This is a genomic window from Streptomyces sp. NPDC052042 (assembly GCF_044548345.1).
Lineage (GTDB): Bacteria > Actinomycetota > Actinomycetes > Streptomycetales > Streptomycetaceae > Streptomyces.
Window position 1 is genome coordinate 111134 of the sequence record NZ_JBIUBU010000012.1, and the last position, 26423, is coordinate 137556.

The window sequence follows — 26423 nt, forward strand, 5'->3', positions numbered from 1 at the left end:
GGTGATTCCCGCCCCCATTTTCGTTCCACCGCCATGGCCGCCGCGGCGCGGCCGAGTTGAGTGGGAAGCGTATCGTCCGTGATCTTCATACGGTCGTCCGGTTCCCTCATCCGGGCGGAAGGCAGGCAAGATGGGGGGCGTGACCCTTATCGATCAGCTGCCCCCGACCGACGACCCCGACGCCCTCTTCGAGGCATTCTCCTCATGGACCGAGACCCGGGGCATCACCCTCTATCCCGCTCAGGAGGAGGCACTGATCGAGGTGGTCTCCGGTGCGAACGTGATCCTCTCCACGCCGACCGGCTCCGGAAAGAGCCTGGTCGCGGCGGGTGCCCACTTCACGGCGCTGGCCCAGGACAAGGTCACCTTCTACACCGCGCCGATCAAGGCGCTGGTCTCGGAGAAGTTCTTCGACCTGTGCAAGCTGTTCGGCACGGAGAACGTCGGCATGCTCACCGGCGACGCCTCGGTCAACGCCGACGCCCCGGTGATCTGCTGCACGGCCGAGGTGCTGGCCTCCATCGCGCTGCGCGACGGCAGGTACGCGGACATCGGCCAGGTCGTGATGGACGAGTTCCACTTCTACGCCGAGGCGGACCGCGGCTGGGCCTGGCAGATCCCGCTGCTGGAGCTGCCTCAGGCCCAGTTCGTCCTGATGTCGGCCACGCTGGGCGACGTCAGGATGTTCGAGGAGGACCTGACCCGCCGCACCGGCCGCCCCACCTCCGTGATCCGCTCGGCGACCCGACCGGTCCCGCTCAGTTACGAGTACCGGCTGACCCCGATCACCGAGACCCTCACCGAGCTCCTGGACACCCGGCAGGCGCCCGTCTACATCGTGCACTTCACCCAGGCCGCGGCCGTCGAGCGGGCGCAGTCGCTGATGAGCATCAACATGTGCACGAAGGAGGAGAAGGAGAAGATCGCCGATCTGATCGGCAACTTCCGCTTCACCACCAAGTTCGGCCGGAACCTCTCGCGCTACGTGCGGCACGGCATCGGGGTGCACCACGCGGGCATGCTGCCGAAGTACCGGCGCCTGGTGGAGAAGCTCGCCCAGGCCGGTCTGCTCAAGGTGATCTGCGGTACGGACACACTCGGCGTCGGCGTCAACGTCCCCATCCGCACGGTCCTGTTCACGGCCCTCACCAAGTACGACGGCACCCGTGTGCGCACGCTGCGCGCCCGTGAGTTCCACCAGATCGCGGGCCGTGCCGGTCGGGCCGGGTTCGACACGGCGGGCTTCGTCGTGGCGCAGGCGCCCGAGCACGTCATCGAGAACGAGAAGGCGGTCAAGAAGGCGGGCGACGACCCGAAGAAGAAGCGCAAGGTCGTCCGCAAGAAGGCCCCCGAGGGCTTCGTCGCCTGGTCGGAGACCACCTTCGACAAACTGATCCAGTCCGAGCCCGAACCGCTGACCTCCCGTTTCCGGGTGACGCACGCCATGCTGCTGTCCGTGATCGCGCGCCCCGGCAACGCCTTCGAGGCGATGCGGCGCCTCCTGGAGGACAACCACGAGCCGCGCAAAGCGCAGCTGCGCCACATCCGCCGGGCCATCGCGATCTACCGCTCGCTGCTGGACGGCGGTGTGGTGGAGCGGCTGGACGAGCCGGACGCGGAGGGCCGGATCGTGCGGCTCACCGTCGACCTCCAGCAGGACTTCGCGCTCAACCAGCCGCTGTCCACCTTCGCGCTCGCCGCGTTCGACCTGCTGGACCCCGGTTCCCCCTCGTACGCCCTGGACATGGTGTCCGTCGTCGAGTCGACGCTCGACGACCCCCGGCAGATCCTCGCCGCGCAGCAGAACAAGGCGCGCGGCGAGGCGGTCGGGCAGATGAAGGCGGACGGCGTCGAGTACGAGCAACGGATGGAGCTGCTCCAGGAGGTCACGTACCCGAAGCCGCTGAGCGAGCTGCTGTGGCACGCGTACGACGTGTACCGCAGGAGCCACCCCTGGGTGGGCGACCACCCGGTGTCGCCGAAGTCCGTGATCCGCGACATGTACGAACGGGCCATGACGTTCACGGAGTTCACCTCCCACTACGAGCTGGCCCGCACCGAGGGCATCGTGCTGCGCTACCTCGCGAGCGCGTACAAGGCTCTGGAGCACACCATCCCGGACGACCTCAAGTCCGAGGACCTCCAGGACCTGATCGCCTGGCTCGGCGAGATGGTCCGCCAGGTGGACTCCAGCCTGCTCGACGAGTGGGAGCAGCTCGCCAACCCGGAGCTGGAGACCGCGGAGGAGGCGCAGGAGAAGGCCGACGAGGTGAAGCCGGTCACGGCCAACGCCCGCGCGTTCCGGGTGCTGGTACGCAACGCGATGTTCCGCCGGGTCGAACTGGCCGCGCTGGACAAGGTCGCCGAGCTGGGCGAGCTCGACGGCGAGTCCGGCTGGGACGAGGACGCCTGGGGCGAGGCGATGGACGCGTACTGGGACGAGTACGACGACCTGGGCACCGGTCCGGACGCGCGCGGGCCGAAGCTGCTGAAGATCGAGGAGGACCCCGCGCACGGCCTGTGGCGGGTCCGGCAGACCTTCGCGGACCCGAACGGCGACCACGACTGGGGCATCGGCGCGGAGATCGATCTGGCCGCCTCCGACGAGGAGGGCCGGGCCGTCGTCCGGGTCACCTCCGTCGGTCAGCTGTGAGGGCGTACACCGTGGAGACCGCGCCGCGAGATGTGGAGACGAACCGCATGACGAACCCCGCCGAGCGTCTGGTCGACCTGCTCGACCTGGAGCGGATCGAGGTCGACATCTTCCGGGGGCGCAGCCCCCACGAGTCGTTGCAGCGGGTGTTCGGCGGCCAGGTCGCCGGGCAGGCGCTGGTCGCGGCCGGCCGGACCACCGACGGGGACCGGCCGGTGCATTCGCTGCACGCGTACTTCCTGCGCCCGGGGTGTCCGGGGGTGCCGATCGTCTATCAGGTGGAACGCATCCGGGACGGGCGGTCGTTCACCACCCGCAGGGTGACGGCCGTGCAGCAGGGCCGGACGATCTTCAGCCTGACGGCGTCGTTCCACCGGCCGGAGGAGGCCGGTTTCGAGCATCAGCTGCCACCCGCCCGGGAGGTCCCCGGCCCGGAGGAGCTGCCGACCGTCGCGGAGGAGGTGCGCGCGCATCTGGGGGCACTGCCGGAGGCGCTGGAGCGGATGGCCCGCCGCCAGCCGTTCGACATCCGCTACGTCGACCGGCTGCGCTGGACGCGGGACGAGGTGAGAGGGGCCGATCCGCGCAGCGCGGTGTGGATGCGCGCGGTCGGGCCGCTGGGCGACGATCCGCTGGTGCACACCTGCGCGTTGACGTACGCCAGCGACATGACGCTGCTCGACGCGGTCCGGATCCCGGTGGAACCGCTGTGGGGTCCGCGCGGCTTCGACATGGCGTCCCTGGACCACGCGATGTGGTTCCACCGGCCGTTCCGGGCGGACGAGTGGTTCCTCTACGACCAGGAGTCGCCGATCGCGACGGGCGGTCGTGGGCTGGCGCGGGGCCGGATCTACGACCGTGCGGGCAATCTGCTGGTGTCCGTGGTGCAGGAGGGACTCTTCCGCGCCCTGGACGGCTGAGCTCCGCCCCACCCGGGGCGGAGCTCAGACGCCGGGCAGCGGGTCCTGCTCGACCTCGTGGCGGCGGGTGCGGATGTCCGGTGGCACTGGGTGCAGTTTGGCGTCGCAGGAGGGGCCAAGGCCGGTGCGCCGTGATTCCGTGCCGGTCAGAGGGCGGCCGCACAGGCGGCAGCGCACCACCCGTCGGAGGTCCGGGCGGCCGGATGCGCCGTCCTCGGACGCGGGCTCGGCACCTGGTTCGAAGAGGGGTTCCGCGGGGTCCACGGCAGGATCCTCTCAGCCCGCCCGTCCCCTGCGCGAGTTCTGGGCGGCGCGCGTGGGACGGCCCCGAGCAGCAAATTCACCCGGCCCGCTGCCCTGCGGCGGTGCGGAGATCCGATGGCCGGCCGGGCGCTTTCCGGCAGGTCCGGTGCCGGTGGGCGCCGGGTCTCCCCCCTGGCCCATGCCGCGTTCGAGTTCGTGCCGGTCAACTCTCGGGCAGGACAATGGCGGTTGGAAACCACCCTCACAAGGAGCGCCCATGACGCTGTACGACATCCCCCTGCGCACCCTCGCCGGCGCACCCACCTCCCTGGCCGAGTACCGCGGCCGGGCGGTCCTGTTGGTGAACGTCGCGTCCCAGTGCGGTCTCACCCCGCAGTACGCGGGTCTGGAACGGCTCCAGAAGACGTACGCGGACCGCGGCTTCACCGTGCTCGGCGTGCCGTGCAACCAGTTCGCCGGTCAGGAGCCGGGGAGTGCGGAGGAGATCCGGACCTTCTGCTCGACGACGTACGGGGTCACCTTCCCGCTGCTGGAGAAGACCGAGGTGAACGGCGAGGGCCGCCATCCGCTCTACGCCGAACTGACCGCGCTGGCGGACGCGGACGGCGAGGCCGGTGACGTCCAGTGGAACTTCGAGAAGTTCCTCGTCTCGCCGACGGGCGAACCCGTCGCGCGGCTGCGTCCGGGAACGGATCCGGAGTCCCCGGAGCTCGTCGCCGCCATCGAGGCCCAGCTGCCCGCCTGACGGCCTGCTCCGCGCGGGCCCGCGGGCGGTGCGGGCCCGCGCGCCGCGTCAGCGGATCTGCATGCCCGAGAGGCTGCGGGCGATCACCAGGCGCTGAATCTCGCTCGTGCCCTCGAAGATGGTGTAGATCGCCGCGTCCCGGTGCATCCGCTCGACCGGGTACTCGCGGGTGAAGCCGTTGCCGCCGAGGATCTGCACGGCCTGCGCGGTGACCTTCTTGGCCGTCTCGCTCGCGTAGAGCTTGGACATGGAGCCCTCGGCCGAGGTGAACGGTTTTCCGGTGGTGGCCATCCAGGACGCCCGCCAGACCAGCAGCCGGGCCGCGTCGATCTGCGTGCGCATGTCCGCGAGCTGGAAGGCCACGCCCTGGTTGTCGATGATCGGCCGGCCGAACTGGGTGCGGGTCTTCGCGTAGTCCAGCGCCACCTCGTAGGCGGCGCGGGCGGTGCCGACGGCCATGGCGCCGACCGCGGGCCGGGACGCCTCGAAGGTGGCCATCGCCGCGTTCTTCACCCGCTCGCCGCCGGACGCGGCGCGCTCCCGGGCCCTGGCCAGCCGCTGGTCGAGCTTCTCCTTGCCGCCGAGCAGGCAGTGCCCGGGGACCCGCACGTCCTCCAGGACGACCTCGGCGGTGTGCGAGGCCCGGATGCCGTGCTTCTTGAACTTCTGGCCCTGGGAGAGGCCGGGGGTGTTCGGCGGCACGATGAACGAGGCGTGCCCCTTGGAGCCGAGCCCGGGATCGACCACCGCGACGACGACGTGGACGTTGGCTATGCCTCCGTTGGTCACCCAGGTCTTGGTGCCGTTCAGCACCCACTCGTCCTTCGCCTCGTCGTACACCGCTCGGGTACGCATCGAGGCGACGTCGGAGCCCGCGTCCGGTTCGGAGGAGCAGAAGGCCGCGACCTTGACGTCGTCGGCGTCCCCGTACATCTGCGGGATCCAGGTGCCGATCTGCTCCTCGGTGCCGTTGGCGAGGACGCCCACGGCCGCCAGGCCCGTACCGACGATCGACAGGGCGATGCCCGCGTCGCCCCAGAACAACTCCTCCATCACCATCGGGATGCCGAGCCCGGTGGGGTCGAAGAACTGCTGGGCGTAGAAGTCGAGGGAGTAGATGCCGACCTTGGCCGCCTCCTGGATGACGGGCCAGGGCGTCTCCTCACGCTCGTCCCACTCCGAAGCCGCCGGGCGGATCACGTCGGCGGCGAAGCCGTGCAGCCAGTCGCGGACCTGCTTCTGGTCGTCGTTGAGTTCGAGCGTGAAATCGGCCATCGTCCCCTCCGGGTACTGCACTGGAAATCCGCCATTACCGACGGTAACAGCAGTCTGTTACCGCCAAGTAGCCTCTGTCAACCACTCGGGTGCCGATCCACGCGGCCCCGGAGCAGGGTGTTACTTTGCGCAGGCAGGACGCAATGGCACGGCAGGGGCGGGGAGAGGGCGACATGGAAACCACACCACGGGCCGAGCGGCAGCGGACAGCGGCCGAGAACCGCCGCCGCGAGCTGCTGGAGGCCGCCGACCGCGTGGTACTCAGGGACGGACCGGGCGCCTCGATGAACGCCATCGCGGCGGAGGCCGGGATCACCAAGCCCATCCTCTACCGCCACTTCGGCGACAAGGGCGGCCTCTACCGCGCCCTCGCCAAGCGCCACACCGACGCCCTGCTGATCGCCCTGCGGGCGGCGCTCGACGCGCCCGCCGAGCGCCGTCGGCGCGTGGAGTCGACGCTCGACACCTACCTCGCGGCGATCGAGGCCCGGCCGCAGGTGTACCGCTTCCTGATGCACCCGTCCGACGACTCGGCGGTCTCGGTCGAGCGGGGCTTCGACGTGGGGCGGCACTCCGCCCCGCTGCTGCGCAGGCTCGGCGAGGAACTCGCCAAGGTGATCGTCGAACGGGTGGACCTGGGCCCGGACGGCGAGGCGACGGCCCGCATCTGGGGGCACGGCATCGTCGGCATGATGCACGCCGCGGGTGACTGGTGGCTGGGCGAGCGCCCCTGCTCCCGCGAGCAGCTGGTCTGGAGCCTGGCGGATCTGCTGTGGGGCAGGCTGGCCGCCGTGGACGACCGGCCCGAGGGCCCGGGTTTCTGAGGAAAGGGACCCTCCGGACTCCCCGCGCCCCGGTCAGCCGTCCCGCGCCCAGGGTGCCCGGCGGGCCGCGCGCAGCGCCCTGGACCGGCGCAGCCCGGTGAGCCGGTCCGTGTAGACCCTGCCTTCGAGGTGGTCGCACTCGTGCTGGAGGCAGCGGGCGAAGAAGCCGGTCCCGGTGACCCGGACCGGCTCGCCCCCGATGGTCACGCCCTCGACGACGGCCCGGTCGAAGCGCTGGGTGCCTGCCTCGACTCCGGGCAGCGAGAGACAGCCCTCCGGGCCGCGCACGGTGACGCCGTCCGCCTCGACCAGTCGCGGGTTGACGACGTGTCCGAGGTGCCGGACGTCCTCGTCGTCCGGGCAGTCGTAGACGAACACCCTCAACGGGACACCGATCTGATTGGCCGCGAGCCCCACACCGCGGGCCGCGTACATGGTGGCGTACATGTCCTCGACGAGGCGGGCGAGCGACGGGCCGAAGTCCGTGACGGGTTCGCAGACGCCGTGCAGCACCGGATCTCCGAACAGACTCATGGCGCGAACCAGTCCGGAACTGCCGGGGATCGGGCGTTTTCGCATGGCGGCCATCGTACGTTCCGCCGGGCCCGCGCCCTTCCCCACGGTGCCGAGGTGCGGTCCTCGCACCGGACATCGATAGGCTGGTGCGCGGACCGATGCAAGGAGGATCTAGGACGATGGCAGGCAACACGGAGCCGCTGTCGCCGCGGGCGAAGCTGGCCGTGACGGCGGGTAGGGCCGCGGCGGCGGTGTCGCGTGCCGCGGGGCGCGGCAGCGGATCGGTGATCGGCGGCCGGGTGGCGCTCAAACTCGACCCCGACCTGCTGGGGCGGCTGGCGCAGCACCTGGACGTGATCCTCGTGTCGGCGACGAACGGCAAGACGACGACGACCCGGCTGATCGCCGAGGCCCTCCGGGCCGCGGGCCCGGTCGTGTCCAACGCGCTCGGCGCGAACATGCCCGCGGGCATCACCTCGGCGCTGGCGGGCGGCTCGGACGCGCAGTACGGCGTGATAGAGGTCGACGAGAAGTACCTCGCCGGAGTCGCGCGGGACACGACGCCCAAGGTGATCGCCCTGCTCAACCTCTCCCGCGACCAGCTGGACCGCGCCGGGGAGACCCGGATGCTCGCGGAGAAATGGCGCGAGGGTCTGTCCGGCTCGAAGTCCGTGATCGTCGCCAACGCCGACGACCCCCTGATCGTCTGGGCGGCGTCCTCGTCCCCCAACGTGGTGTGGGTGGCGGCCGGCCAGGCATGGAAGGACGACGCCTGGTCCTGCCCGTCCTGCGGCGGTGTGATGCAGCGCCCCGGTGACGACTGGTTCTGCGGCGAGTGCGGATTCCGCCGCCCGGCCCCCAGCTGGGTGCTGCACGGCGACTACGTCCTGGACCCGCACGGTTCCGCCTGGCCCATCCGCCTCCAGCTGCCCGGCCGCGCCAACAAGGCCAACGCCGCCACGTCCGCCGCCGTGGCCGCCGTCTTCGGTGTGCCGCCGCAGGTCGCGCTGGAGCGCATGTACCAGGTACAGGCCGTCGCCGGCCGCTACGACGTGGTGACCTTCCAGGGCCGCGAGCTGCGGCTGCTGCTGGCGAAGAACCCGGCGGGCTGGCTGGAGACGTTCTCCCTGATCGACCCGCCGCCCAGCCCGGTGGTCCTGTCCGTCAACGCCCGCGGGGCGGACGGCACGGACACCTCCTGGCTGTGGGACGTGGACTACACCCAGCTCGCCGGCCACCCGATCTTCGTGCTCGGCGACCGCAAGCTGGACCTCGCGGTGCGGCTCGAGGTGGCCGGTGTCGACTTCCGGGTCTGCGAGAGCCTCGACGAGGCCGTGCAACAGGCCCCGCCCGGCCGGATCGAGGTCATCGCCAACTACACCGCCTTCCAGGACTTGCGCCGCCGTGTCGGCAACTGACCCCGGTCCCGGCCACCTCCGGAGAGGACGAAGCATGAGCAACAACGGTCTGCGCGTGGTCTGGGTCTACCCGGACCTCCTCAGCACCTACGGCGACCAGGGCAACGTGCTGGTGGTCGAGCGCCGGGCCCGGCAGCGCGGCCTGGAGGTCCAGCGCGTCGACGTGCGCAGCGACCAGCCGATCCCGACGTCCGGCGACATCTATCTGGTCGGGGGCGGTGAGGACCGGCCGCAGCGCCTCGCCGCCGAGCGGCTGCGCCGGGACGGCGGGCTGAACCGGGCCGCCTCCAACGGCGCCATCATCTTCTCGGTCTGCGCGGGGTACCAGATCCTCGGCCACGAGTTCATCAACGACCTCGGCGAGCGCGAGCCCGGCCTCGGGCTGCTCGACGTGGTCTCCACCCGCGGCGAGGGGGAACGGTGCGTCGGCGACGTGCTCGCCGACATCGACCCGCGGCTCGGTCTGCCGCCGCTGACCGGGTTCGAGAACCACCAGGGCGTCACCCACCTCGGGCCGGCGGCGCGGCCGTTCGCCCGGGTGCAGTTCGGCCGGGGCAACGGCACCGGGGACGGCACGGAGGGCGCGTACAACGACACCGTCTTCGGCACGTACATGCACGGGCCCGTGATGGCGCGCAACCCGCTGATCGCGGACCTGCTGCTGAAACTGGCGCTGGACGTCAACGCCCTGCCCCCGGCGGACGACCGCTGGTACGAGGCGCTGCGCGCCGAGCGCATCGCCGCGGCGACCCAGCCCGCCTCATGAGGCGTTTTCCGCTCAGCTGAGCAGCGTCCAGCAGGCGGACGCCCGGTTCGGCCCCGCCACCGCACGCCGGTAGGGTGGCGGGGATCCAGCCGGACGACGGGGTCCGGCCGTCGGCCCACGTTGCAAAGGTTTCCCGGGCAATGCGAATTGGTGTGCTCACCTCCGGCGGCGACTGCCCCGGCCTGAACGCCGTCATCCGGTCCGTCGTGCACCGCGCGGTGGTCGACCACGGCGACGAGGTCATCGGCTTCCACGACGGGTGGAAGGGGCTCCTGGAGTGCGACTACCGCAAGCTCGACCTCGACTCGGTCGCCGGCATCCTCGCGCGCGGCGGCACGATCCTCGGTTCCTCCCGGGTCCAGCCCGCCCATCTGCGCGGCGGCGTCGAGCAGGCCAGGGGGCACGTCGCGGACCTCGGTCTCGACGTGATCATCCCGATCGGCGGAGAGGGGACGCTGAAGGCGGCCCATCTGCTGTCCGAGGCGGGCCTGCCGATCGTCGGCGTGCCGAAGACCATCGACAACGACATCGCCGCCACCGACGTGACCTTCGGCTTCGACACCGCCGTCGGGGTCGCCACGGAGGCACTCGACCGGCTCAAGACCACCGCGGAATCGCACCAGCGGGTGCTGATCGTCGAGGTCATGGGCCGCCACACCGGCTGGATCGCCCTGCACTCGGGCATGGCGGCCGGGGCGCACGCCATTGTCGTGCCGGAGCGGCCCTTCGACATCGACGAGCTGACCGAGCTGGTCGGCAAGCGCTTCTCGGCCGGGAAGAAGTTCGCGATCGTCGTCGTCGCGGAGGGTGCCAAGCCGCGCGAGGGCTCCATGCAGTTCGAGCAGGGCGCCACGGATGTCTACGGGCACGAGCGGTTCGCCGGAGTGGCGACGCAGCTCTCCACCGAGCTGGAGCAGCGCCTGGGCAAGGAGGCCCGCCCGGTGATCCTCGGCCATGTGCAGCGTGGCGGCACCCCGACGGCGTACGACCGCGTCCTCGCCACCCGTTTCGGCTGGCACGCGGTGGAGGCGGCGCACCGCGGCGAGTTCGGGATGATGACGGCGCTGCGCGGCACGGACATCACGATGGTGCCGCTGGCGCGGGCCGTCGAGACCCTGAAGACGGTGCCGGCCGAGCGGTACTCCGAGGCCGAGTGCGTGCTCTGACGATCTCCGCCACGCATAGCCGCCCCCGGTCGCAACCGTGACCGGGGGCGGTTCTACCCTGGTCGGGACAACCGGCGCGTATCGGGGACGTCCCCAGCGGGAGTGAACAGATGGATCACAGCGGGCACGGCATGAACATGGACCTGCCGCCGTTCACGCTGGAACGGGGGCTCGAGTTCTCCCCCGACGCGTTCTTCCTCATCGGCTGCCTCCTCGCACTCGTCCTGTACGGGTACGGCGTGCTGCGGCTGCGGGGACGCGGGGATGCGTGGCCGGTCGGCCGGACCTTCTTCTTCGTCACCGGCGTGCTGAGCATCGCCCTGGTGATGTGCACCAAGCTCAACGACTACGGCATGGTCATGTTTAGCGTGCACATGGTGCAGCACATGGTGATCAGCATGCTGTCGCCGATCCTGGTGCTGCTGGGCGCTCCGGTGACCCTGGCGCTGCGCGCGCTTCCGGTCGCGGGCCGCGGCCGCACCGGACCGCGCGAGCTGCTGCTCAAGCTGCTGCACAGCCGGTACATGCGGGTCATCACGCATCCGGTCTTCACGATCCCGATGTTCATCGCCAGCCTGTACGCGCTGTACTTCACGCCGCTGTTCGACTTCCTGATGGGGTCGAAGACCGGGCATGTCGCGATGATGGTGCACTTCCTCGCGGTCGGCCTGGTGTTCTTCTGGCCGATCATGGGCGTCGACCCGGGCCCGCACCGGCCGGGCTATGTGATGCGGATGCTGGAGCTGTTCGCGGGGATGCCGTTCCACGCCTTCTTCGGCATCGCGCTGATGATGGCCACGACGCCGATGGTCGAGACGTACCAGCATCCCCCGGCCTCGCTCGGCATCGACGCGCTGAGCGACCAGAGCGCGGCGGGCGGCATCGCCTGGGCGTTCAGCGAGATCCCCTCGGTGCTGGTGCTGATCGCCCTGGTCTTCCAGTGGTACCGCTCCGAGCAGCGGGCGGCGAGGCGCTCCGACCGTGCGGCGGATCGGGACGGCGACCAGGAGCTTCAGGCGTACAACGCCTATCTCGCCTCCCTGCAGGCGCGCGGACGGTAGCGGCGGGCCCGCCTCCGGGCGAGGATGGCACCCACGGCCGCGGGGCCGGTGAGGAGGGTGCGGACATGTCCGGGTCCACGAAGTCCATGGGAGTGCTCACGACGGTCGCCCTGGTGGCGGTCACCGCGTACACCGTGGCGCTGGGAAGCAGTGGCTGGCTCTGGTTCGGCTGGGTGGTGCTCGGGCTGATCACTCTGGGGATGGCCGCGATGCACCGGTCCTGAGCCGCCTCCTTCCGGGCGGGTGGCCCGGAAGGAGGCGCGTTGCGGTCCCGGGGCCGGTTCAGAAGCGGAAGACCGGTCCGGTGGCGACGTCCAGTTCGCAGGCGTTGGAAAACGTCCTGCGCCAGGAGACGCGGCGCCCGTCCCAGATACCGGTGGCCTCGGCCGTCACCGGGTCGAACTCCTTGGTGCACAGGTGCGGGTCACCGGGCAGGGCGTCGAGATCGCCGCCGGCCGCCGCGATGTCCGCGCAGGCTGCGGCCGTGTGCGGGTGGTGTCCGCCCGGCCGGGGCGGACAGACCAGTCCGACGCCTCGGATCCAGGTGTGCCCGCCGCCCGAGACGGTGAGGAAGAGGTCGCCCTCGGGCGCCGGGCCCACGGACGGGGCGGCCGTCGCGGGTGCCGCGGCGGTGAGGGCGAGCAGGGCGGTGGTGGCGAGTACGGCGTGCAGGCGCATCCGGGTTCTCCTCTGGCTGGGGCACGGGGTGTCTCCCGGCCGGCCGGGCGTGTCCCCGGGGTGATCGGGACGCCCGGCCGTCGGGGAACCCCGCATGGTGCTCGCGGGGGTTCGCACGGTCCAAGGCGCCGCGCCGCTACTCCCCCGTCCGGGGGCGGCCCGTGCACCCCTGCGGAGCAACGGACACCGGCGGGAGCCCCGCCCGTGGAGCCGCGCGCCCCGCGTCCACCCGTGCGGACCACGCGCCCCGGCACCGCCCGGACCACGGCTTCTCCCGGTGCGGCCGGGTCCGGGCCCCGCCCCGGCCCGCTTCTCCCCCGGCATGGCCCCGCACCGCTCAGGCGGGCCGGACCCCGGGGCGGCCCGCCTCGGTCACGAGCGAGAGGCGGGTCGAGACGGGGGCGCCGGGGGCCGTGACGTACGGGAGCACCCGGAAGTCGGCCCGGCACCGCTCCCGGGTGAGCGAGCAGCGCACGTACCCTCGCTGGAAGTTGGTGAACTTGATGTGCTCGTTCGCGGCGAGGATCCGGGCGCCGGACGGGTCGAGGTCCATGCCGTCCTTCGAGGTGGAGATGGACGAGCCGACGAACTCGACGCCGAGCGTGGGGGAATCCGGGTCGCCGAAGTCGCGCTTGAGGTCGGCGGCGAGGTGGCGGTGCATGTCTCCGGTGAGCACGACGGGGTTGTTCACGGAACGGTCGGTGATCTCCTTGAACAACCGCCTGCGCGCGTCGACGTAGCCGTCCCAGAAGTCCATCACGAAGGACTGGCCGGGGCCGGGCTCGGTGTCGACCTGCGAGACCGGGATCTGCTGGGAGATCATGTTCCAGGTGGTGCCGGAGCGCCCGAGGCCCCGGTACAGCCACTGCTCCTGCTCCGGGCCGAGGATGGTCCGGCCGGGTGCGAGCCGTTCCTCGCAGCCGCTCCTGATGCCGTCGCCGCAGGGCTGGTCGTCGCGGAAGAGCCTGGTGTCGAGGATATGGAAGGTGGCCATCCGGCCGTAGCGCAGGCGGCGGTACATCCGGGCCTCGAAGCCCTTCGGTCTGTTTCCCAGCCGCAGTGGCAGATGCTCGTAGTACGCCTGGAAGGCCGCCGCCGCCCGCTGCCGGAAGGCCGCCGGGTCCTGGTCGGGTTCGTCGTCGGCCTTGGACCGGTCGCGCGCCCAGTTGTCCTCGACCTCGTGGTCGTCCCAGACGACGGCGAACGGATGGGCCCGGTGGGCGGCGATGAGGTCGGGGTCGAAGCGGTGCAGGGCGTGGCGGTTGCGGTACTGCACGAGGGTCGTCGGCTCGGGACGCAGTTCGGCGGCGACGGGGACGCCGCGCACGCCGCCCATGGCGTCGATGGGATTCTCGTAGATGTAGTCGCCGAGGTGCAGGACCAGGTCGACGTCCTCCTCGGCGAGGTGCCGGTAGGCGGTGTAGAAGCCCTCGAACCACGCCTGGCAGGAGACGAAGGCGAAGCCGAGTTCCCTGGGACGGCCGTCCGGCGGGGGCGCGGTGCGGGTGCGGCCGACGGGGCTGTGCACACCGCCGGCGCGGAAGCGGTAGTAGTAGTGCCGTCCGGGTCGCAGGCCGGTGACCTCGACGTGGACGGAGTGGGCGAGTTCCGGCACCGCCCGCGTCTTCCCCCGCCGGACGACGGACCGGAAGCGTTCGTCGTGGGCGACCTCCCATTGGACGTCGACGGCGTACGGGGGCATGCCGCCGGTCCCGTCCGGGGTCAGGGGCCACGGCGCGAGCCGCGTCCACAGCACCACCCCGTCCGGCCACGGATCGCCGGACGCCACTCCCAGGGCGAACGGGTCGTCCCGCAGGGGTGCGTCCCCCCAGGCGTCGGACGCGGTCAGCCCGGCCGTGGCGAGGGCCATGCCGACCGCTCCGCCGAGCATCGCCCGTCTTCCGAACCCCCTGGTGTCGCCCGCACCGCTGTTCATTCGCATGCGACTCGTCCCTTCGTCGGGCGGAATCCCGTCCGGTACGAGATGGGATCGGCGCGTGATTTCACGTCCGCACCTGTGTTGATCACACGGTGAATATCACAGGGGATCAGACGCCACAAGACCGCACGCCGGGTCCTTAATTCCTTTTGAACAGGGGCAGTTGAGCGGGATTCGACCAGGTGACGGGAGGTGCGGGACCGAGCCGCACCATAGCCTTGACACCCCTTTGAGGGGCTTCTAGTCTCCACGCCACAGAATGGCCGTTAGATTTCACAACGGGAAACTCGGGCGACGGAAGGACGTGCTCGTGTCCGGTTCCTCGGCAGTGGACGCGACCCGCTCAGCCGGTGGGAGCCCCGAGGAACGGCCCGGTGCACGGCCGCTCGGGCTCTCGGGCCTGCGGTGCGAGCACCGCACCACCCCACTGGGCATCGACGAACCGTCACCGCGGCTCTCCTGGCGGTCGGCGTCCGACCTGCGCGGCGACGACCCCGTGGCCTACCGGGTCCGGGTCGCCGAACGCCTCGCGGACCTGGACGGGGGCGAGGGACTCCTCTGGGACACCGGCCGGGTGGCGGACGGCGGCGCGATCGCCGTGGTGTACGCGGGGCCCGCCCTGCGCGAGCACACCCGCTACCACTGGCGGGTCTCCGTCTGGACGGCTCGCGCGCAGCGGCCCGTCGACGCCACCTCCTGGTTCGAGACCGCCTTCGTCGGCGCCGCGTCGTGGCGGGCCTCCTGGATCGCCCACGACCCGCGCCCGGTCGACGTGATGGACGCCCCCACCGAAGGCTCCCTCGCGCTCGACAGCCACGGGCTCGCGCCGTGCCCGCTGCTGCGGCGCGCCTTCGCCACCCCGGCCGTCACGCGCGCCCGGCTCCATGTGAGCGCCCGCGGCCTGTACGAGGTCCGGCTCAACGGCGTGCGCGTCGGGGACGCCGAACTCGCGCCCGGCTGGACCGACTACCGCCGCCGCGTCCAGTACCAGACGTACGACCTCACCGCCCTGCTGCGGGACGGCGAGAACGTGCTGGCCGCGACCCTCGCCGACGGCTGGTGGAGCGGATTCGTCGGCTTCGAGCCGCGCAGGGCCGGGGCCCACTACGGCGCGTTCCCCTGGTTCCTGGCCGAACTCCACCTCGCCGGCCCGGACGGTCCGGGCAGCGTCGTCGCCACCGACGGCGCCTGGCGCACCGGCACGGGCGCCGTCCGCCACGCGGATCTGCTGATGGGCGAGTGCCACGACCTGCGGTACGGGACCGAGGGCTGGGACCTGCCCGGCTTCGACGACTCCGGCTGGTCGCCGGCCCTGGTCACGGACGCCGGCCACCGGCTGCTCGTGGCCTCCGTCGACGAGCCCGTCCGGGCGATGGCCCGACTGCGTCCGCGTGCGGTGACCCGCCTCTCCCCCGATGCGCACATGGTCGACTTCGGGCAGAACCTGGCCGGCCGCGTGCGGCTGCGGATCGGTGAACTCGCCGCCGGGGCACGGGTGGTGATCCGGCACGCCGAGGTACTGGACGAGTCGGGCCGTCTCTACACGGCGAATCTGCGCACCGCCGCCGCGACCGATGTGCTCGTCGGGGACGGCCGCCGGGACATCGTGTTCGAGCCGCGCTTCACGTATCACGGGTTCCGCTACGCCGAGATCAGCGGGCTCCCGGACCTCGCCGCCTCCGACGTCGTCGCGGTGGCGCTGCACAGCGACACACCGTGGGCCGGGGAGTTCGACTGCTCGGACGCCGAACTGCGGCGGCTCCACGCGTGCGTGGCATGGGGGCAGCGCTCGAACTTCGTCAGTGTGCCCACGGACTGTCCGCAGCGCGACGAGCGGCTCGGCTGGATGGCCGACGCCCAGGTCTTCCTGCCGACGGCCGCGCTCAACGCGGACGTGGCCGCGTTCTTCACCAAGTGGCTGCGCGACGTCGACGACGCCCGCACCCCCGACGGCGGGTTCGGCAACGTGGCCCCGCGCATGGTGGGCGTCGCGGACGAGGGCGCGCCCGGCTGGGGCGACGCCGGGGTGATCGTCCCGTGGCACCTCCACCGGGTCTACGACGACGACCGGTTCCTGGCCCGCGCCCTGGACGGCATGTGCGCCTGGGTGGAGCTGATCCGTCGTCACAATCCGGACCTGGTCTGGCGCAGACGGGTGGGTCCGCACTTCGCCGACTGGCTCGCCCCCGGGCCGCCCACCCCCCGTGAGGTCGTCGCCACGGCGTACTTCGCGCACAGTGCCCGCCTCACCGCGAGGGCCGCCGGCGTCCTGGGCCGCGAGGACGTCGCGGTCCGTCACCACCGGCTGGCCGACGCCGTCCGCGCCGCGTTCACGGAGCACTTCGTCACCGTCGAGCGCTCCGCCGGCGGCCGGCCGGAGGTGCGTGTCGCCGGGGACACCCAAACGGGCTGCCTCCTCGCGCTCGCCTTCGACCTGCTGTCCCCGGAGCTGGCCGACGCGGTCGCGCGCCGTCTGGCCGAACTCGTGGAGGACGCGGGCCCCGCCCTGCGGACCGGGTTCCTCGGGGTGGCGCTCGCCGCGCCCGTCCTGGACGCCCACGGACGGGCCGATCTCGCCCACGCGCTCCTGCTCCGCGACGAGGTCCCGTCGTGGCGGTTCCCGCTGCGGCACGGCGCCACCACCGTCTGGGAGCGCTGGGACGGGTGGACCCCCCAAACGGGCTTCAGGGCGCCGTCGATGAACTCCTTCAACCACTACGCGCTCGGCTCGATCGGCGAGTGGCTGTACCGCGGTGTCGCCGGGCTCGACCAGGCGCCGGACTCGACCGGGTACCGGCACCTGCGGATCAGACCGCGCCCCGGTGGCCTGCGGCACGCACGGGCCCGGTACGAATCCGTCCGCGGCACGGTCGAGGCGGGCTGGGAGCGCGAAGGCGGCCGGATCATCCTGCGCGTACGGGTGCCTCCGGGCGCCACCGCCGACGTGTACGTGCCCACCACGGACCCCCGCTCGGTCCGCGAGTCGGGAACGGTCCCGGACACCGGCGGCGGCCACCTCACCCTGCTCGGGTCCGCCGCCGACCACGTCCTGTACCGGGTGGCCTCGGGCACCTACCGCTTCACCGCCGCCTTCCCGCCGCCGGGTGCGCAGGACGGCCCCACCCAGTCGGCTTCCGTCCCGGCCCGCCCGGTGCCACCACCGGTGGCGACGCCTCCGTCCGCCCGCCCGCCCGAGGAGGACCCACCATGACGAAGGGCTTCCCCGACCGGCCCGGCCGGGGTGCGTTCGACCGCCGCGGATTCCTCCGGACCGGTGGCTCGCTCGCGGCGCTCGCCGCGCTCCCGCCCGCGCTGACGGCCTGCTCCTCGAAGAGCGGCTCCGGAGCGCTGCGCGTCGTCGGCGTCGCCGATCAGCAGCGGCCGCTGGAGGAGCTGATCGGACGGTACCGCGCGTCCCGCCCGGACGCCCGGTTCTCGACCTCCTTCGCGCCCACCGACCAGGTGCAGACGCTGGTGCGCACCCGGCTCGCCGGAGGCAACGCCCCCGACGTCCACGTGCTCTACCCCGGCAGCGGCAGCGCCATGTCGATGGCCGAGCTGGCCCGCGCCGGGCTGCTGACCGACCTCAGTACCCAGCCCTGGACCGACGAGGTGCCGGAGAGCTTCCGTGCGGCGTACCGGCACGAGGGCAGGACCTATCTGTACTCGGCGGGAAGCAGCGTCATCGGCGCCGTCCACAACAAGAGGGTCTTCGCCGGGGCGGGCGTCGAACCTCCCCGGACCTGGAGCGAACTCCTCGACGTGTGCGCCAGGCTGAAGGCGAGGGGCGTGGTGCCGATCGCACTCGGCGCGCAGACTCCCTGGGTCACCCAGCTGATCACGTACGCCCTGGTGCCCAACGCCGTCCACGCGAAGAACCCCCGTTTCGACGCCGACATGGCCGCGGGGCGGGCGCGCTTCCGCGGCTCCGGCTGGGCCGACGCACTGGGCCGGTACCGGGAGTTGCAGCGCCGCGGCTTCTTCAACGCCGATCCCAACGGCACGACCTACGAACAGCAGACGGCGATGGTCGCGAGCGGGCGCGCGGCGATGGCCGTCCAGGTCTCCGCCGTGCTCGGCGCCTTCCGCCGGGCCGCGAGGGAACCGGACGACCTCGGCATGTTCCCGTTCCCCGGCGGTGACGATGCCGCGGACCAGTGGATTCCGGCAGGGATCGTCGTCGGCCTCGGCATCTCCGCGCACTCCCGCAGAGCTTCATCGGCGAAGGCGTTCGTCGAGTTCCTGGGCAGGCAGGAGAACGTCGACCGCTGGGCGCGGTCCGTGGCCGCGATCCCGTTCACCCGCGGCCCGTCCACCCGCGTCGATCCCGTGCTCAAGGACTTCCTGCCCCTCATGGACGGCGGCCGGGCCGTCCCGTTCATGGACCAGGGATGGCCCAACGCCGAGGTGCAGCCCGCCCACTTCGCCGCCGTGCAGGACCTGCTGGCGGGGAAGACGGACGTCGACGGCGCCCTGCGGCGGATGGACGAGGCGTACGGGAAGACGCCGTGACGGGCACGTCCGAGCGGCCCGCCCCCGCCGCCGCGGGCCGCTCCGGGCGCGGGGCGGGCGGCGGCCCCCGGCCCGCCGCCCGCCGGGTCCGACGCCGCGACCACACCATGCCGCCGTGGCCGTTCGTGGTGCCCGCGCTCGTGGTGTACGGCGTCGTCGTGCTGTACCCGAGCCTGGCCGGGGTGCTGTACGCCTTCACCGACTGGTCCGGCATCGGCGGCTTCTCGTTCACCGGCCTCGGCAACTTCCGCATCCTGCTCGACGACGAGCGCGCCCTGGCTTCCGTCGGCAACACCCTGCTGCTCACCGTAGCCGTGGTCGTCGTCCAGAACGGCGTCGGGCTGCTGCTCGCGCTGGGCGTCCATGCCCGCATCAGATCCCGGGCCGTGCTGCGGCTGGTCTTCTTCGCCCCGGCCGTCGTCAGTCCCGTGATGGTCGCGACCCTGTGGAAGTACGTCTACAACCCGGAGAACGGCGCCGGGCTCAACGGTCTCCTGGGCGCGGTGGGGCTCGGCGCTCTGCGCCGGGACTGGCTGGGCGACCCCTCGCTCGTCCTGTGGTCCGTCGCGGCCATGGTCGTGTGGCAGTACGCCGGCTACTCGATGGTCGTGTTCCTCGCCGGGCTCCAGGGCGTGCCCGTCGAACTCCACGAGGCCGCGCGCATCGACGGCGCCGGGACCTGGCAGCGCTTCCGCCACGTCACCTGGCCGCTGCTGGCCCCGGCCCTGACGATCAACGTGATGCTGTCGACCATCGGCGGCCTCAAGCTCTTCGACCAGGTCTACGCCGCCACCAACGGCGGTCCGGGCACGGCCAGCGAGACCCTGTCGACCGTGCTGTACAAGCAGGCGTTCGTCTACGGGAAGTTCGGCTACAGCACCGCGGTGGCCCTCGTGCTGGCCCTGTTCGTCGCCGCGGTCTCGCTGGTCCAGCTCCGCGCCCTGCGCGCGAGGGAGGTCACCTTGTGAGTTCCACGACGACCGCGTCGCCCGTGAGGAGGCGCCCCGGACGCGGACGGAGCGGGCACCGGGGCGGATCCGCCTTCCGGCGGGGATACGGGCCCTATGTGCTGGAACTCGCCCTGGTGGCCGTCGCCGTCGTGTTCCTGTTCCCGGTGTACGCGCTGGTCACCCTGGCGCTGAAGGACCCCCGGCAGATCGCCGAATCGCCGCTGGCCCCGCCCGCGCCGCCCACCCTCGCCAACTTCGGGGATGCCTGGTCCTCCGCGAAGCTCGGCCCGGCCCTGGCCAACAGCACGGTCATCACCGCCACCAGCCTGCTGCTCCTCGTCGTGCTGGGCTCCACCGCGGCCCGCTTCCTCGCCCACCGCGCCCGCGGCGTCGGCTACGGGCTGTACGTCCTCTTCCTGCTCGGCATCGTGCTGCCGTTCCAGCTCGGCATGATCCCCCTCTACGAACTCGTCGACGGCCTGGGCTGGCTCGGCACGTACCAGGGCATGGTGCTCTTCTACACGGGCATCCAGCTTCCGTTCACCGTCTTCCTGTACACCGGTTTCGTCCGGGCCCTGCCGCCGGACTACGCGCAGGCGGCGCTCATCGACGGCTGCGACCACCGCCAGGCGTTCACCCGGGTCGTCTTCCCGCTGCTGCGCCCCGTCACCGGCACCGTGATCATCCTCAACGCGGTGTTCGTCTGGAACGACTTCTTCACCCCGCTGCTGTACCTCGGCGGATCCGACAAGGAGACCGTGCCGGTGGGCGTGTTCGCCTTCGTCGGCCAGTACGTCTCCGACCACGGACTCGTCTTCGCCGGACTCGTGCTGGCCGCGCTGCCGGTCCTGGTGGTGTTCGCACTCCTCCAGCGCTATGTGATCAAGGGCTTCGCGGGCGGTCTCAAGGGCTGAGGGGCACGCATGGCACACCGGGACGGCCTGCGCCGGACCGGGAGAGTTCCCGCAACGCTCACGCCGACAGCGAATCCGCGCTCGGTGAACTCCGCTGCCGTGGACGACGATTCCGGCCTAGCGTCGCCCCATGAGCATCGGACGCGCATGGGTACTGGGAGCGACGGGACAGATCGGGCGGGTGGCCGTGCGGGCACTCGTCGAGGACGGCTGGGAGGTGACGGCCGCTTCGCACGGCGGTGGCAGGGACGAGCGGTGGGACGGCGCGGTGCGCACGATGGCCCTCGACCGGAACGAGGACGGGGCGCTCGCGGCGGCACTGGGCGACGGCTGCGACGTCCTGGTCGATCTGGTGGCGTACGGGGCGGACCACGCCCGGCAGTTGACCGGACTCGCGGACCGCATCGGTTCCGCGGTGGTCATCTCCAGCGGCGCGGTGTACGCGGACGATCAGGGGCGCGGCTTCGACACGCACGACGAACCCGACGGGGCCCCGCGCTACCCCGTGCCGATCCCGGAGACGCAACGCACCGTACCGGCGGGCGACACCACGTACGCGACGCGGAAGGTCCGACTGGAGCAGGATCTGCTGGCGGCGGGCGAGGCGCTGCCGGTGACACTGCTGCGGGCGGGGGCGATCCACGGCCCGCACTGCCGCTCGCCCCGCGAGCTGTACTTCGTGAAGCGGGTCCTGGACGGCCGGGCGCGGCGGGTGCTCGCCTTCGGGGGCACGTCCCGTTTCCATCCGGTCCATGTCTCCAACCTGGCCGAGCTGATCCGGCTGTCCGCGCGGCGGCCCGGTTCGCGGGTGCTCAACGCCGGTGATCCGCAGGCGCCGACGGTCGCGGAGATCGGCGAGGCCGTCGACGCGGTGCTCGGGCGGCGGACCGAGAACGTGCTGATGGCGGGCGCGCCCGGGGAGGACGGGGTCGGCGCCACCCCGTGGAGCGGCGCCCATCCCATCGTCTACGACCTGGCCGCCGCGGAGCGCGAACTCGGGTACCGGCCGGTGACCGGGTACGTGGAGTCGCTTCCGGAGACCGTCGCATGGCTCGCCGGCCAGCTGGAGGGCCGGGACTGGACGGAGGCGTTCCCCGTCCTGCTGCGGCTGTACGGGAAGCGGCTGTTCGACTACGCGGCGGAGGACGCCTGGCTGGAGTCGTACGACCGCGGGGCATGAGACGGGTGCACCGCGCACGGAAGGGCGGCCGGTGGTTCGGAACCACCGGCCGCCCGTGGCCGCCGCTCACGCTCGTCGCGGCCGTGCTCGTGTCGTCAGGGCTTCGGAGTGGCGTGCGGGGCGCACGTCACGTCGGCGCGGTCGGTCCTGCCCGTGAGCAGGTAGGTGTCCACCCGCTCGTTGATGCAGGGGTTGGCCTGGCCGGTCACGCCGTGCGAACCGGCGTCCCGCTCGGTGATGAGGCGCGATCCCTTGAAGCGCTTGTGGAGCTCGACGGCGCCCTCGTACGGGGTGGCGGCGTCGCGCTCGGCCTGCACGATCAGCACCGGCGGAAGGCCCTTGCCGGTCTTCACGTTCAACGGGGTCTGCTGCTTGGCCGACCAGGTCGCACAGGGCAGGTTCATCCAGGCGTTGGCCCAGGTCATGAACGGGTGGCTCTCGTGCAGCCGGGTGTTGTCGCGGTCCCACTTCCGCCAGTTCGTGGGCCACTTGGCGTCCGTGCACTCGACGGCCGTGTAGACGGCGTTGCCGTTCTCCGAAGCGATGTTCCCCGCGATGTCCAACATGTTCGGGGCGGCGGCGTCGATCAGGGCCTTGGTGTTGCCCTTCAGGTAGGCGCTCCAGGTCCGGGCGACGGGCGCCCAGGTGGAGTCGTAGTAGGGGGCGCTCTGGAAGAAGTCGATGAGTTCGGCGGGGCCGACGACGCCGCCGATCGGGTTCTTCTTGGCGGCGGCGCGGAGCTTCAGCCACGCCTGCTCGACCTTCTCGGGGGTGTCGCCGATGTGGAAGGTGGAGTCGTTCTTCGCGACCCATGCCTTCCAGTCGTCCCAGCGCTTCTGGAAGGCGACGTTCTGGTTGAGGTTGGCCTGGTACCAGATGTTGTCCCGGGCCGGGTTGACGACGCTGTCGACGACCATGCGGCGGACGTGGTCCGGGAAGAGCGTTCCGTAGACGGCGCCCAGGTAGGTGCCGTAGGAGACACCGAGGAAGTTGAGCTGCTTCTCACCGAGGGCGGCACGGATGACGTCCAGGTCGCGTGCGGTGTTCGGCGTGGTCATGTGCGGCAGCATGTCGCCGCTGCGTTCGGCACAGCCGTCCGCGTACTCGGCGGCGAGCTTGCGCCGGGCCAGCTTGTCGGCCTCGGAGTCGGGCACGGGGTCGGCCTTGGGGGCCTTGACGAACTCCTGGGGGTCCACGCAGGAGATCGGCGCCGAGTGTCCGACACCGCGCGGGTCGAAGCCCACGAAGTCGTACGCCTTGGCCGTGTTCGCCCAGAGCGCGTTGTTGTTGGTGATCCGGGTCGGGAACCGCAGCCCCGAACCGCCGGGGCCACCCGGGTTGTACAGCAGGGCGCCCTGTCGCTCGTCCTTCGTGCCGGTGCTGACGTGCCGGTCGACGGCTATGCGGATCTGCTTGCCGCCGGGCCGGGTGTAGTCGAGCGGCACGGTCACCCAGCCGCACTGGATCGGCGTGACCAGCCCCCAGTCGGCCGGACAGTCCTTCCAGTCGATGCCGGCCCGGGCAGCGCGGGCCGCCGCCAGTTCGACACCGCGCGCCTCGGACACGTGGTGGTGACGGCCCTCGGCGGCGGCCGTCGGCGCGGTCGCCGCGCCCGATACGAGCACGCCCGCCACCAGGGCTCCGGCCGAGCCGAGAGCTGCTGTGCGTCTCACGTGGAACCTCCCCCAGGCCTGAAGTGCCGCCGGTGACGGCGTGGTTCATCCAGGACCTTTCGCGGATCCTGTCGGCTGGGAGGATCCTGAGGACAGGCTGCGTACCCACTCTTTACCGAATCGATAGCCGGACACCCGTGTCCCGCTGAGCGGTGCACGGCTCTCAGGCCGTCTCTCACTTCTTCGGCAGGCGGTGCCGCAGCCGCACGCGCCGGGCGTGCGCCGCCCGCGGAGCTGCGCGGGCGCGCTCTTCCGGCCCGGACACACGAGGAGAGCCGTTCGGATCGGCCGAGGCGCGGTCACGCACGGTTCGGTGACGGCCCGACACCGTCGGCGCCCGCTCGTGATCGCGGGGCAGGGCGCGTCCGGGAACTCAAGGGCCCTGGGCGCACGGCTCCCGCAGGCGCGGGCTTGTGACACGCACGGGGCGTCTGGAACTGCCTGCGTCAGCACGGCTCCCGCACGCGCGCCTGTGACAGGGCTCTCAGCGGCCCGGCTCGTCGTGTCCCGTGCGCCCCGTGTGCTCGGCCGCGATGCCGAACCGTCGCCGTTCGCCGGGAGCGGACGAGGAGGAGCCGATCGAGGAGACCGAGCTGATCACCCGCTCCTCGGCCGCCTCCGCACCGCTTTCCAGCCGCTCCAGGTCAGCGGCCGATACGAGCGCGACGAGCGGCTTGCCGTGCCGCGTCACGACCACTCGCTCGCCGCCGTAGACGACGCGGTTGATCAGTTCGGCTAGCTCGGCTCGGGCTTGCGTCACCGGAATCTCATAGGCCATGCCCCCTAGCCTATGTAATGTCCACCGGGTCCGTCCTGGTCCGTAGCGACAGCGAATATCCAGGTCAGAGGCTCGTCGTGTCCCGTGCGCTCTCGTTTGCGAGAGATGTGCGAGACGAGGTGGGACGAAGAGTTTTCCGGTCGCCCCGAATCGCACCGACCTGAACAGCACACGAAGCAATCGCCACGGGCCGACCGCGCCGCGCGCGACGGCCGCCGGACTCACGCCCAGGCGCACCGATGCCTTCACAGACCCCGGCAGATGCAGGCACGCCGCCGTCAGCGACCTGCCGATCAGGCTCGGACCGAACGCCACCAGAACTCCCGGTTTGCGCGGAACGCGGGAACCACGGACGCCGGGACAGGATCCGGCCGCGCCACGAGACCAGGGCAAGGTGTTCGGCCCGGTCGCCTCGACGCCGACCGCCCGGCGGCTGCCGACCGCCGTCGACGAACGCGCACCGGACCGACTGCGCCCGGCTCGCGCTCAGTCCCGGGAAGTGGCCTGACAACCAAGGCTGTCATGACAGATTGCGAGATCTTCACCCTCAGCGAACCGCACAAATTACCTCTGACCTGGTCATTTTGATGGATCACCAGGATGCGTCCCTGCATAAACATCTGTACGTCCTGTACATTTTTTACAGATGCGGGCCCGGCACGGGTCCGCGCAGAGCGCACCGAGGAGAGGCGACGCCATGCTGTTCCGCCCCACCGCCCGCTACGTCCTGCCCGAGTTCACCGAGCGCACGGCCCACGGGACCCGCACCCTCGACCCGTACTCCAAACTCCTGGCCGAGCGGATCATCTTCCTCGGCACCGAGATCGACGACACCGCGGCCAGCGACCTGATCGCGCAGCTCATGTATCTGGAGCACGCCGCTCCGGACAGGCCCATTTCCCTTTACATCAACTCCCCGGGAGGGTCGTTCGCGGCCATGACCGCAGTCCACGACACGATGGAGTACCTCACCTGCGAGGTGGAGACGTACTGCCTGGGGCAGGCGGGCGACTGCGCCGCCTTGCTGCTCGCCGCCGGCGCCCCGGGGCGCCGGCACGCACTGCCCGGAGCGAGGGTCGTGATGCGGCAGCCCGCACTCGCCGAGCCCGTCCACGGCCAGCCGTCCGACCTGGAGATCGAGGCACGGGAACTGGCACGGCTCCATGAGACGCTCGTCACCCTCCTGGCCCGCCACACGGGCCGCAGCTCCGGACGGATCGCCGAGGACATCGAACGCACCCTCGTTCTCAACGCCCCGGGAGCCCGCGCCTACGGCCTGGTGGACCACGTCCTGGAGAACCGGAAGACGTCGTTCCCGTCGCACGGTTCCAGGTGAGGCCACGATGCGTCCGCCCGAATGGCCCCCGCTGCCGGCCCTGACCCGCGCGGAAGGGGAGTTCATCGACCGCTATCTCGACGTCGTCGACCAGGTGGGGCGGATCAATCCGGCCCGCGGCGGCGACACCTACGCGGCCCTGCGCGCCGCGCAGGCCTTGGCCTCGCACGCGAGGGCGCTGCGGAACGCCCTGGCGCTCATGCACGAGCGCGGCGAGGCGCGGATCCATGCCGGGACCCTGGCGCGGGCACTGCGCGCCCTGGACGGGGAACGGCGGTCCGGCCGCGTCACCTTGCCGTCGGACTCATCGAATTGACGGGTCGTCCGCTCGATGGGCGGGAGGGATTCCCGGCCGGTCCCTCCGCGCGACACGCCCGATGGGCAAGCCGCTTTCCCTACGCTCTTCAGCGTAGAGAGTGCCGTTTTCGCAGAAATCCCAACTTGCGGATTCCGGGCGATCGCTGATCGAGAACGCGTCTTCCGCCCCTGGTGCGCGACCGAGCTCACCAGGCCGCCACAGTTCCCGAAAGCGTCAACTCCACTCGAACAGATCAGTCGTGAGGAGTCTCACATATCATCGTTTCAGTTCGGAAATCTGACTATCGGTGAGACAAGATCCCTGGGACGACAAGCCCCCGCCACCGAGGCGGGGCGGTCCGTGCGGACGCCGAGTCCTGCCGCCGCCCGGATGACTGGTCGACAGAAGTGGATCGGCAGGAGTGGAGGACCCAAGCACAACGGGTCGACCGGGAACACCGGCCGACCCTCGGGGTGAAGCCGCCGAGCGCGGCCGGGCAACTTCGCCAGCCCGAACCCGACAGGTCATCCTTCACAGGCGGCTGACGAAGGGTTGCG

The 26423-nt window shown here is 71.5% G+C and carries 23 protein-coding genes and 1 riboswitch; of the genes, 16 read left to right on the top strand and 7 right to left on the bottom strand.

All coding sequences use genetic code 11. From position 1 onward, the window contains the following. Window positions 1-139 precede the first annotated feature (139 nt). Both ACIHCL_RS20845 and ACIHCL_RS20850 read left to right on the top strand, forming a co-directional pair. Complete coding sequence (locus ACIHCL_RS20845; RefSeq protein WP_399863829.1) at window positions 140-2653, top strand: DEAD/DEAH box helicase; 2514 nt, start codon at window positions 140-142, stop codon at window positions 2651-2653. A gap of 47 nt (window positions 2654-2700) precedes the next feature. Beyond that, on the top strand, window positions 2701-3573 hold the full coding sequence (locus ACIHCL_RS20850; protein ID WP_399863831.1) for an acyl-CoA thioesterase: 873 nt from the start codon (window positions 2701-2703) through the stop codon (window positions 3571-3573). Between the two features lie 24 nt (window positions 3574-3597). On the opposite strand, the gene ACIHCL_RS20855 is transcribed toward ACIHCL_RS20850, so the two are convergent. Then, the gene (locus ACIHCL_RS20855; RefSeq protein ID WP_399863833.1) at window positions 3598-3837 is read right to left on the bottom strand and encodes a DUF6011 domain-containing protein; all 240 of its coding nucleotides are present in this window, start codon (window positions 3835-3837) and stop codon (window positions 3598-3600) included. Between the two features lie 256 nt (window positions 3838-4093). On the opposite strand from ACIHCL_RS20855, the gene ACIHCL_RS20860 reads away from it, so the two are divergent. Continuing rightward, a complete protein-coding gene (locus tag ACIHCL_RS20860) occupies window positions 4094-4582 on the top strand; it encodes a glutathione peroxidase (RefSeq protein WP_399863834.1) in 489 nt (162 codons plus the stop codon). A 48-nt stretch (window positions 4583-4630) separates the two neighbouring features. On the opposite strand, the gene ACIHCL_RS20865 is transcribed toward ACIHCL_RS20860, so the two are convergent. Beyond that, complete coding sequence (locus ACIHCL_RS20865; protein ID WP_399863835.1) at window positions 4631-5857, bottom strand: acyl-CoA dehydrogenase family protein; 1227 nt, start codon at window positions 5855-5857, stop codon at window positions 4631-4633. A gap of 173 nt (window positions 5858-6030) precedes the next feature. Between ACIHCL_RS20865 and ACIHCL_RS20870 the strand changes: the two genes are divergently transcribed. After that, complete coding sequence (locus tag ACIHCL_RS20870; RefSeq protein WP_399863837.1) at window positions 6031-6681, top strand: TetR family transcriptional regulator; 651 nt, start codon at window positions 6031-6033, stop codon at window positions 6679-6681. Window positions 6682-6714: 33 nt separating this feature from the next. On the opposite strand, the gene def is transcribed toward ACIHCL_RS20870, so the two are convergent. Further along, entirely contained in the window at window positions 6715-7269 is a 555-nt protein-coding gene (def, locus tag ACIHCL_RS20875; RefSeq protein ID WP_399863838.1) for a peptide deformylase, read from the bottom strand. 107 nt (window positions 7270-7376) lie between these two features. Between def and ACIHCL_RS20880 the strand changes: the two genes are divergently transcribed. From ACIHCL_RS20880 to ACIHCL_RS20900, 5 genes are all read left to right on the top strand, one after another. Continuing rightward, complete coding sequence (locus ACIHCL_RS20880; protein ID WP_399863839.1) at window positions 7377-8615, top strand: MurT ligase domain-containing protein; 1239 nt, start codon at window positions 7377-7379, stop codon at window positions 8613-8615. Between the two features lie 34 nt (window positions 8616-8649). After that, window positions 8650-9381 (top strand): type 1 glutamine amidotransferase, encoded by a 732-nt coding sequence (locus ACIHCL_RS20885; protein WP_399863841.1) that lies wholly within the window; start codon window positions 8650-8652, stop codon window positions 9379-9381. Between the two features lie 140 nt (window positions 9382-9521). Further along, window positions 9522-10547 carry a 6-phosphofructokinase gene (locus ACIHCL_RS20890; RefSeq protein ID WP_399863842.1) on the top strand — a complete coding sequence of 342 codons (1026 nt, stop codon included), beginning with the start codon at window positions 9522-9524 and terminating at the stop codon, window positions 10545-10547. Between the two features lie 110 nt (window positions 10548-10657). Next, window positions 10658-11608, top strand: coding sequence for a cytochrome c oxidase assembly protein (locus ACIHCL_RS20895; RefSeq protein WP_399863843.1), 951 nt, complete (start codon window positions 10658-10660; stop codon window positions 11606-11608). Window positions 11609-11673: 65 nt separating this feature from the next. Next, window positions 11674-11832, top strand: coding sequence for a hypothetical protein (locus tag ACIHCL_RS20900; protein ID WP_399863845.1), 159 nt, complete (start codon window positions 11674-11676; stop codon window positions 11830-11832). A gap of 58 nt (window positions 11833-11890) precedes the next feature. Here ACIHCL_RS20900 and ACIHCL_RS20905 read toward each other — a convergent pair whose 3' ends face one another. Together ACIHCL_RS20905 and ACIHCL_RS20910 are read right to left on the bottom strand one after the other, a co-directional pair. Continuing rightward, window positions 11891-12286 (bottom strand): SSI family serine proteinase inhibitor, encoded by a 396-nt coding sequence (locus ACIHCL_RS20905; protein ID WP_399863846.1) that lies wholly within the window; start codon window positions 12284-12286, stop codon window positions 11891-11893. A gap of 337 nt (window positions 12287-12623) precedes the next feature. Next, window positions 12624-14228 carry an alkaline phosphatase D family protein gene (locus ACIHCL_RS20910; protein ID WP_399863847.1) on the bottom strand — a complete coding sequence of 535 codons (1605 nt, stop codon included), beginning with the start codon at window positions 14226-14228 and terminating at the stop codon, window positions 12624-12626. A 307-nt stretch (window positions 14229-14535) separates the two neighbouring features. Between ACIHCL_RS20910 and ACIHCL_RS20915 the strand changes: the two genes are divergently transcribed. The 5 genes from ACIHCL_RS20915 to ACIHCL_RS20935 all read left to right on the top strand — a co-directional run bounded on the left by ACIHCL_RS20915 (window position 14536) and on the right by ACIHCL_RS20935 (window position 21781). Continuing rightward, window positions 14536-17436, top strand: a complete 2901-nt coding sequence (locus ACIHCL_RS20915) for a family 78 glycoside hydrolase catalytic domain (RefSeq protein ID WP_399863848.1) — start codon at window positions 14536-14538, stop codon at window positions 17434-17436. Further along, complete coding sequence (locus ACIHCL_RS20920) at window positions 17433-18737, top strand: ABC transporter substrate-binding protein (protein ID WP_399863850.1); 1305 nt, start codon at window positions 17433-17435, stop codon at window positions 18735-18737. Before ACIHCL_RS20915 ends, ACIHCL_RS20920 begins: the two co-directional genes overlap by 4 nt. Next, window positions 18734-19705, top strand: a complete 972-nt coding sequence (locus tag ACIHCL_RS20925) for a carbohydrate ABC transporter permease (RefSeq protein WP_399863852.1) — start codon at window positions 18734-18736, stop codon at window positions 19703-19705. The genes ACIHCL_RS20920 and ACIHCL_RS20925 overlap by 4 nt, the downstream gene beginning before the upstream one ends. Further along, complete coding sequence (locus ACIHCL_RS20930; protein WP_399863853.1) at window positions 19702-20601, top strand: carbohydrate ABC transporter permease; 900 nt, start codon at window positions 19702-19704, stop codon at window positions 20599-20601. The genes ACIHCL_RS20925 and ACIHCL_RS20930 overlap by 4 nt, the downstream gene beginning before the upstream one ends. A gap of 130 nt (window positions 20602-20731) precedes the next feature. Beyond that, on the top strand, window positions 20732-21781 hold the full coding sequence (locus ACIHCL_RS20935) for an NAD-dependent epimerase/dehydratase family protein (RefSeq protein WP_399863854.1): 1050 nt from the start codon (window positions 20732-20734) through the stop codon (window positions 21779-21781). A gap of 95 nt (window positions 21782-21876) precedes the next feature. Here the strand turns inward: ACIHCL_RS20935 and ACIHCL_RS20940 are convergent, their stop codons facing one another. Together ACIHCL_RS20940 and ACIHCL_RS20945 are read right to left on the bottom strand one after the other, a co-directional pair. Beyond that, window positions 21877-23454: an alpha/beta hydrolase gene (locus ACIHCL_RS20940; RefSeq protein WP_399863855.1), complete on the bottom strand. Its 1578-nt coding sequence runs from the start codon at window positions 23452-23454 to the stop codon at window positions 21877-21879. Window positions 23455-23938: 484 nt separating this feature from the next. Then, a complete protein-coding gene (locus ACIHCL_RS20945; RefSeq protein ID WP_399863856.1) occupies window positions 23939-24232 on the bottom strand; it encodes a type II toxin-antitoxin system Phd/YefM family antitoxin in 294 nt (97 codons plus the stop codon). A 700-nt stretch (window positions 24233-24932) separates the two neighbouring features. Here ACIHCL_RS20945 and ACIHCL_RS20950 point away from each other — a divergent pair. Both ACIHCL_RS20950 and ACIHCL_RS20955 read left to right on the top strand, forming a co-directional pair. Then, the gene (locus tag ACIHCL_RS20950; RefSeq protein ID WP_399863971.1) at window positions 24933-25568 is read left to right on the top strand and encodes an ATP-dependent Clp protease proteolytic subunit; all 636 of its coding nucleotides are present in this window, start codon (window positions 24933-24935) and stop codon (window positions 25566-25568) included. Window positions 25569-25575: 7 nt separating this feature from the next. Next, complete coding sequence (locus ACIHCL_RS20955; protein WP_399863857.1) at window positions 25576-25884, top strand: hypothetical protein; 309 nt, start codon at window positions 25576-25578, stop codon at window positions 25882-25884. A 371-nt stretch (window positions 25885-26255) separates the two neighbouring features. After that, window positions 26256-26421: riboswitch (cyclic di-AMP (ydaO/yuaA leader) on the top strand. Window positions 26422-26423: the final 2 nt, after the last annotated feature.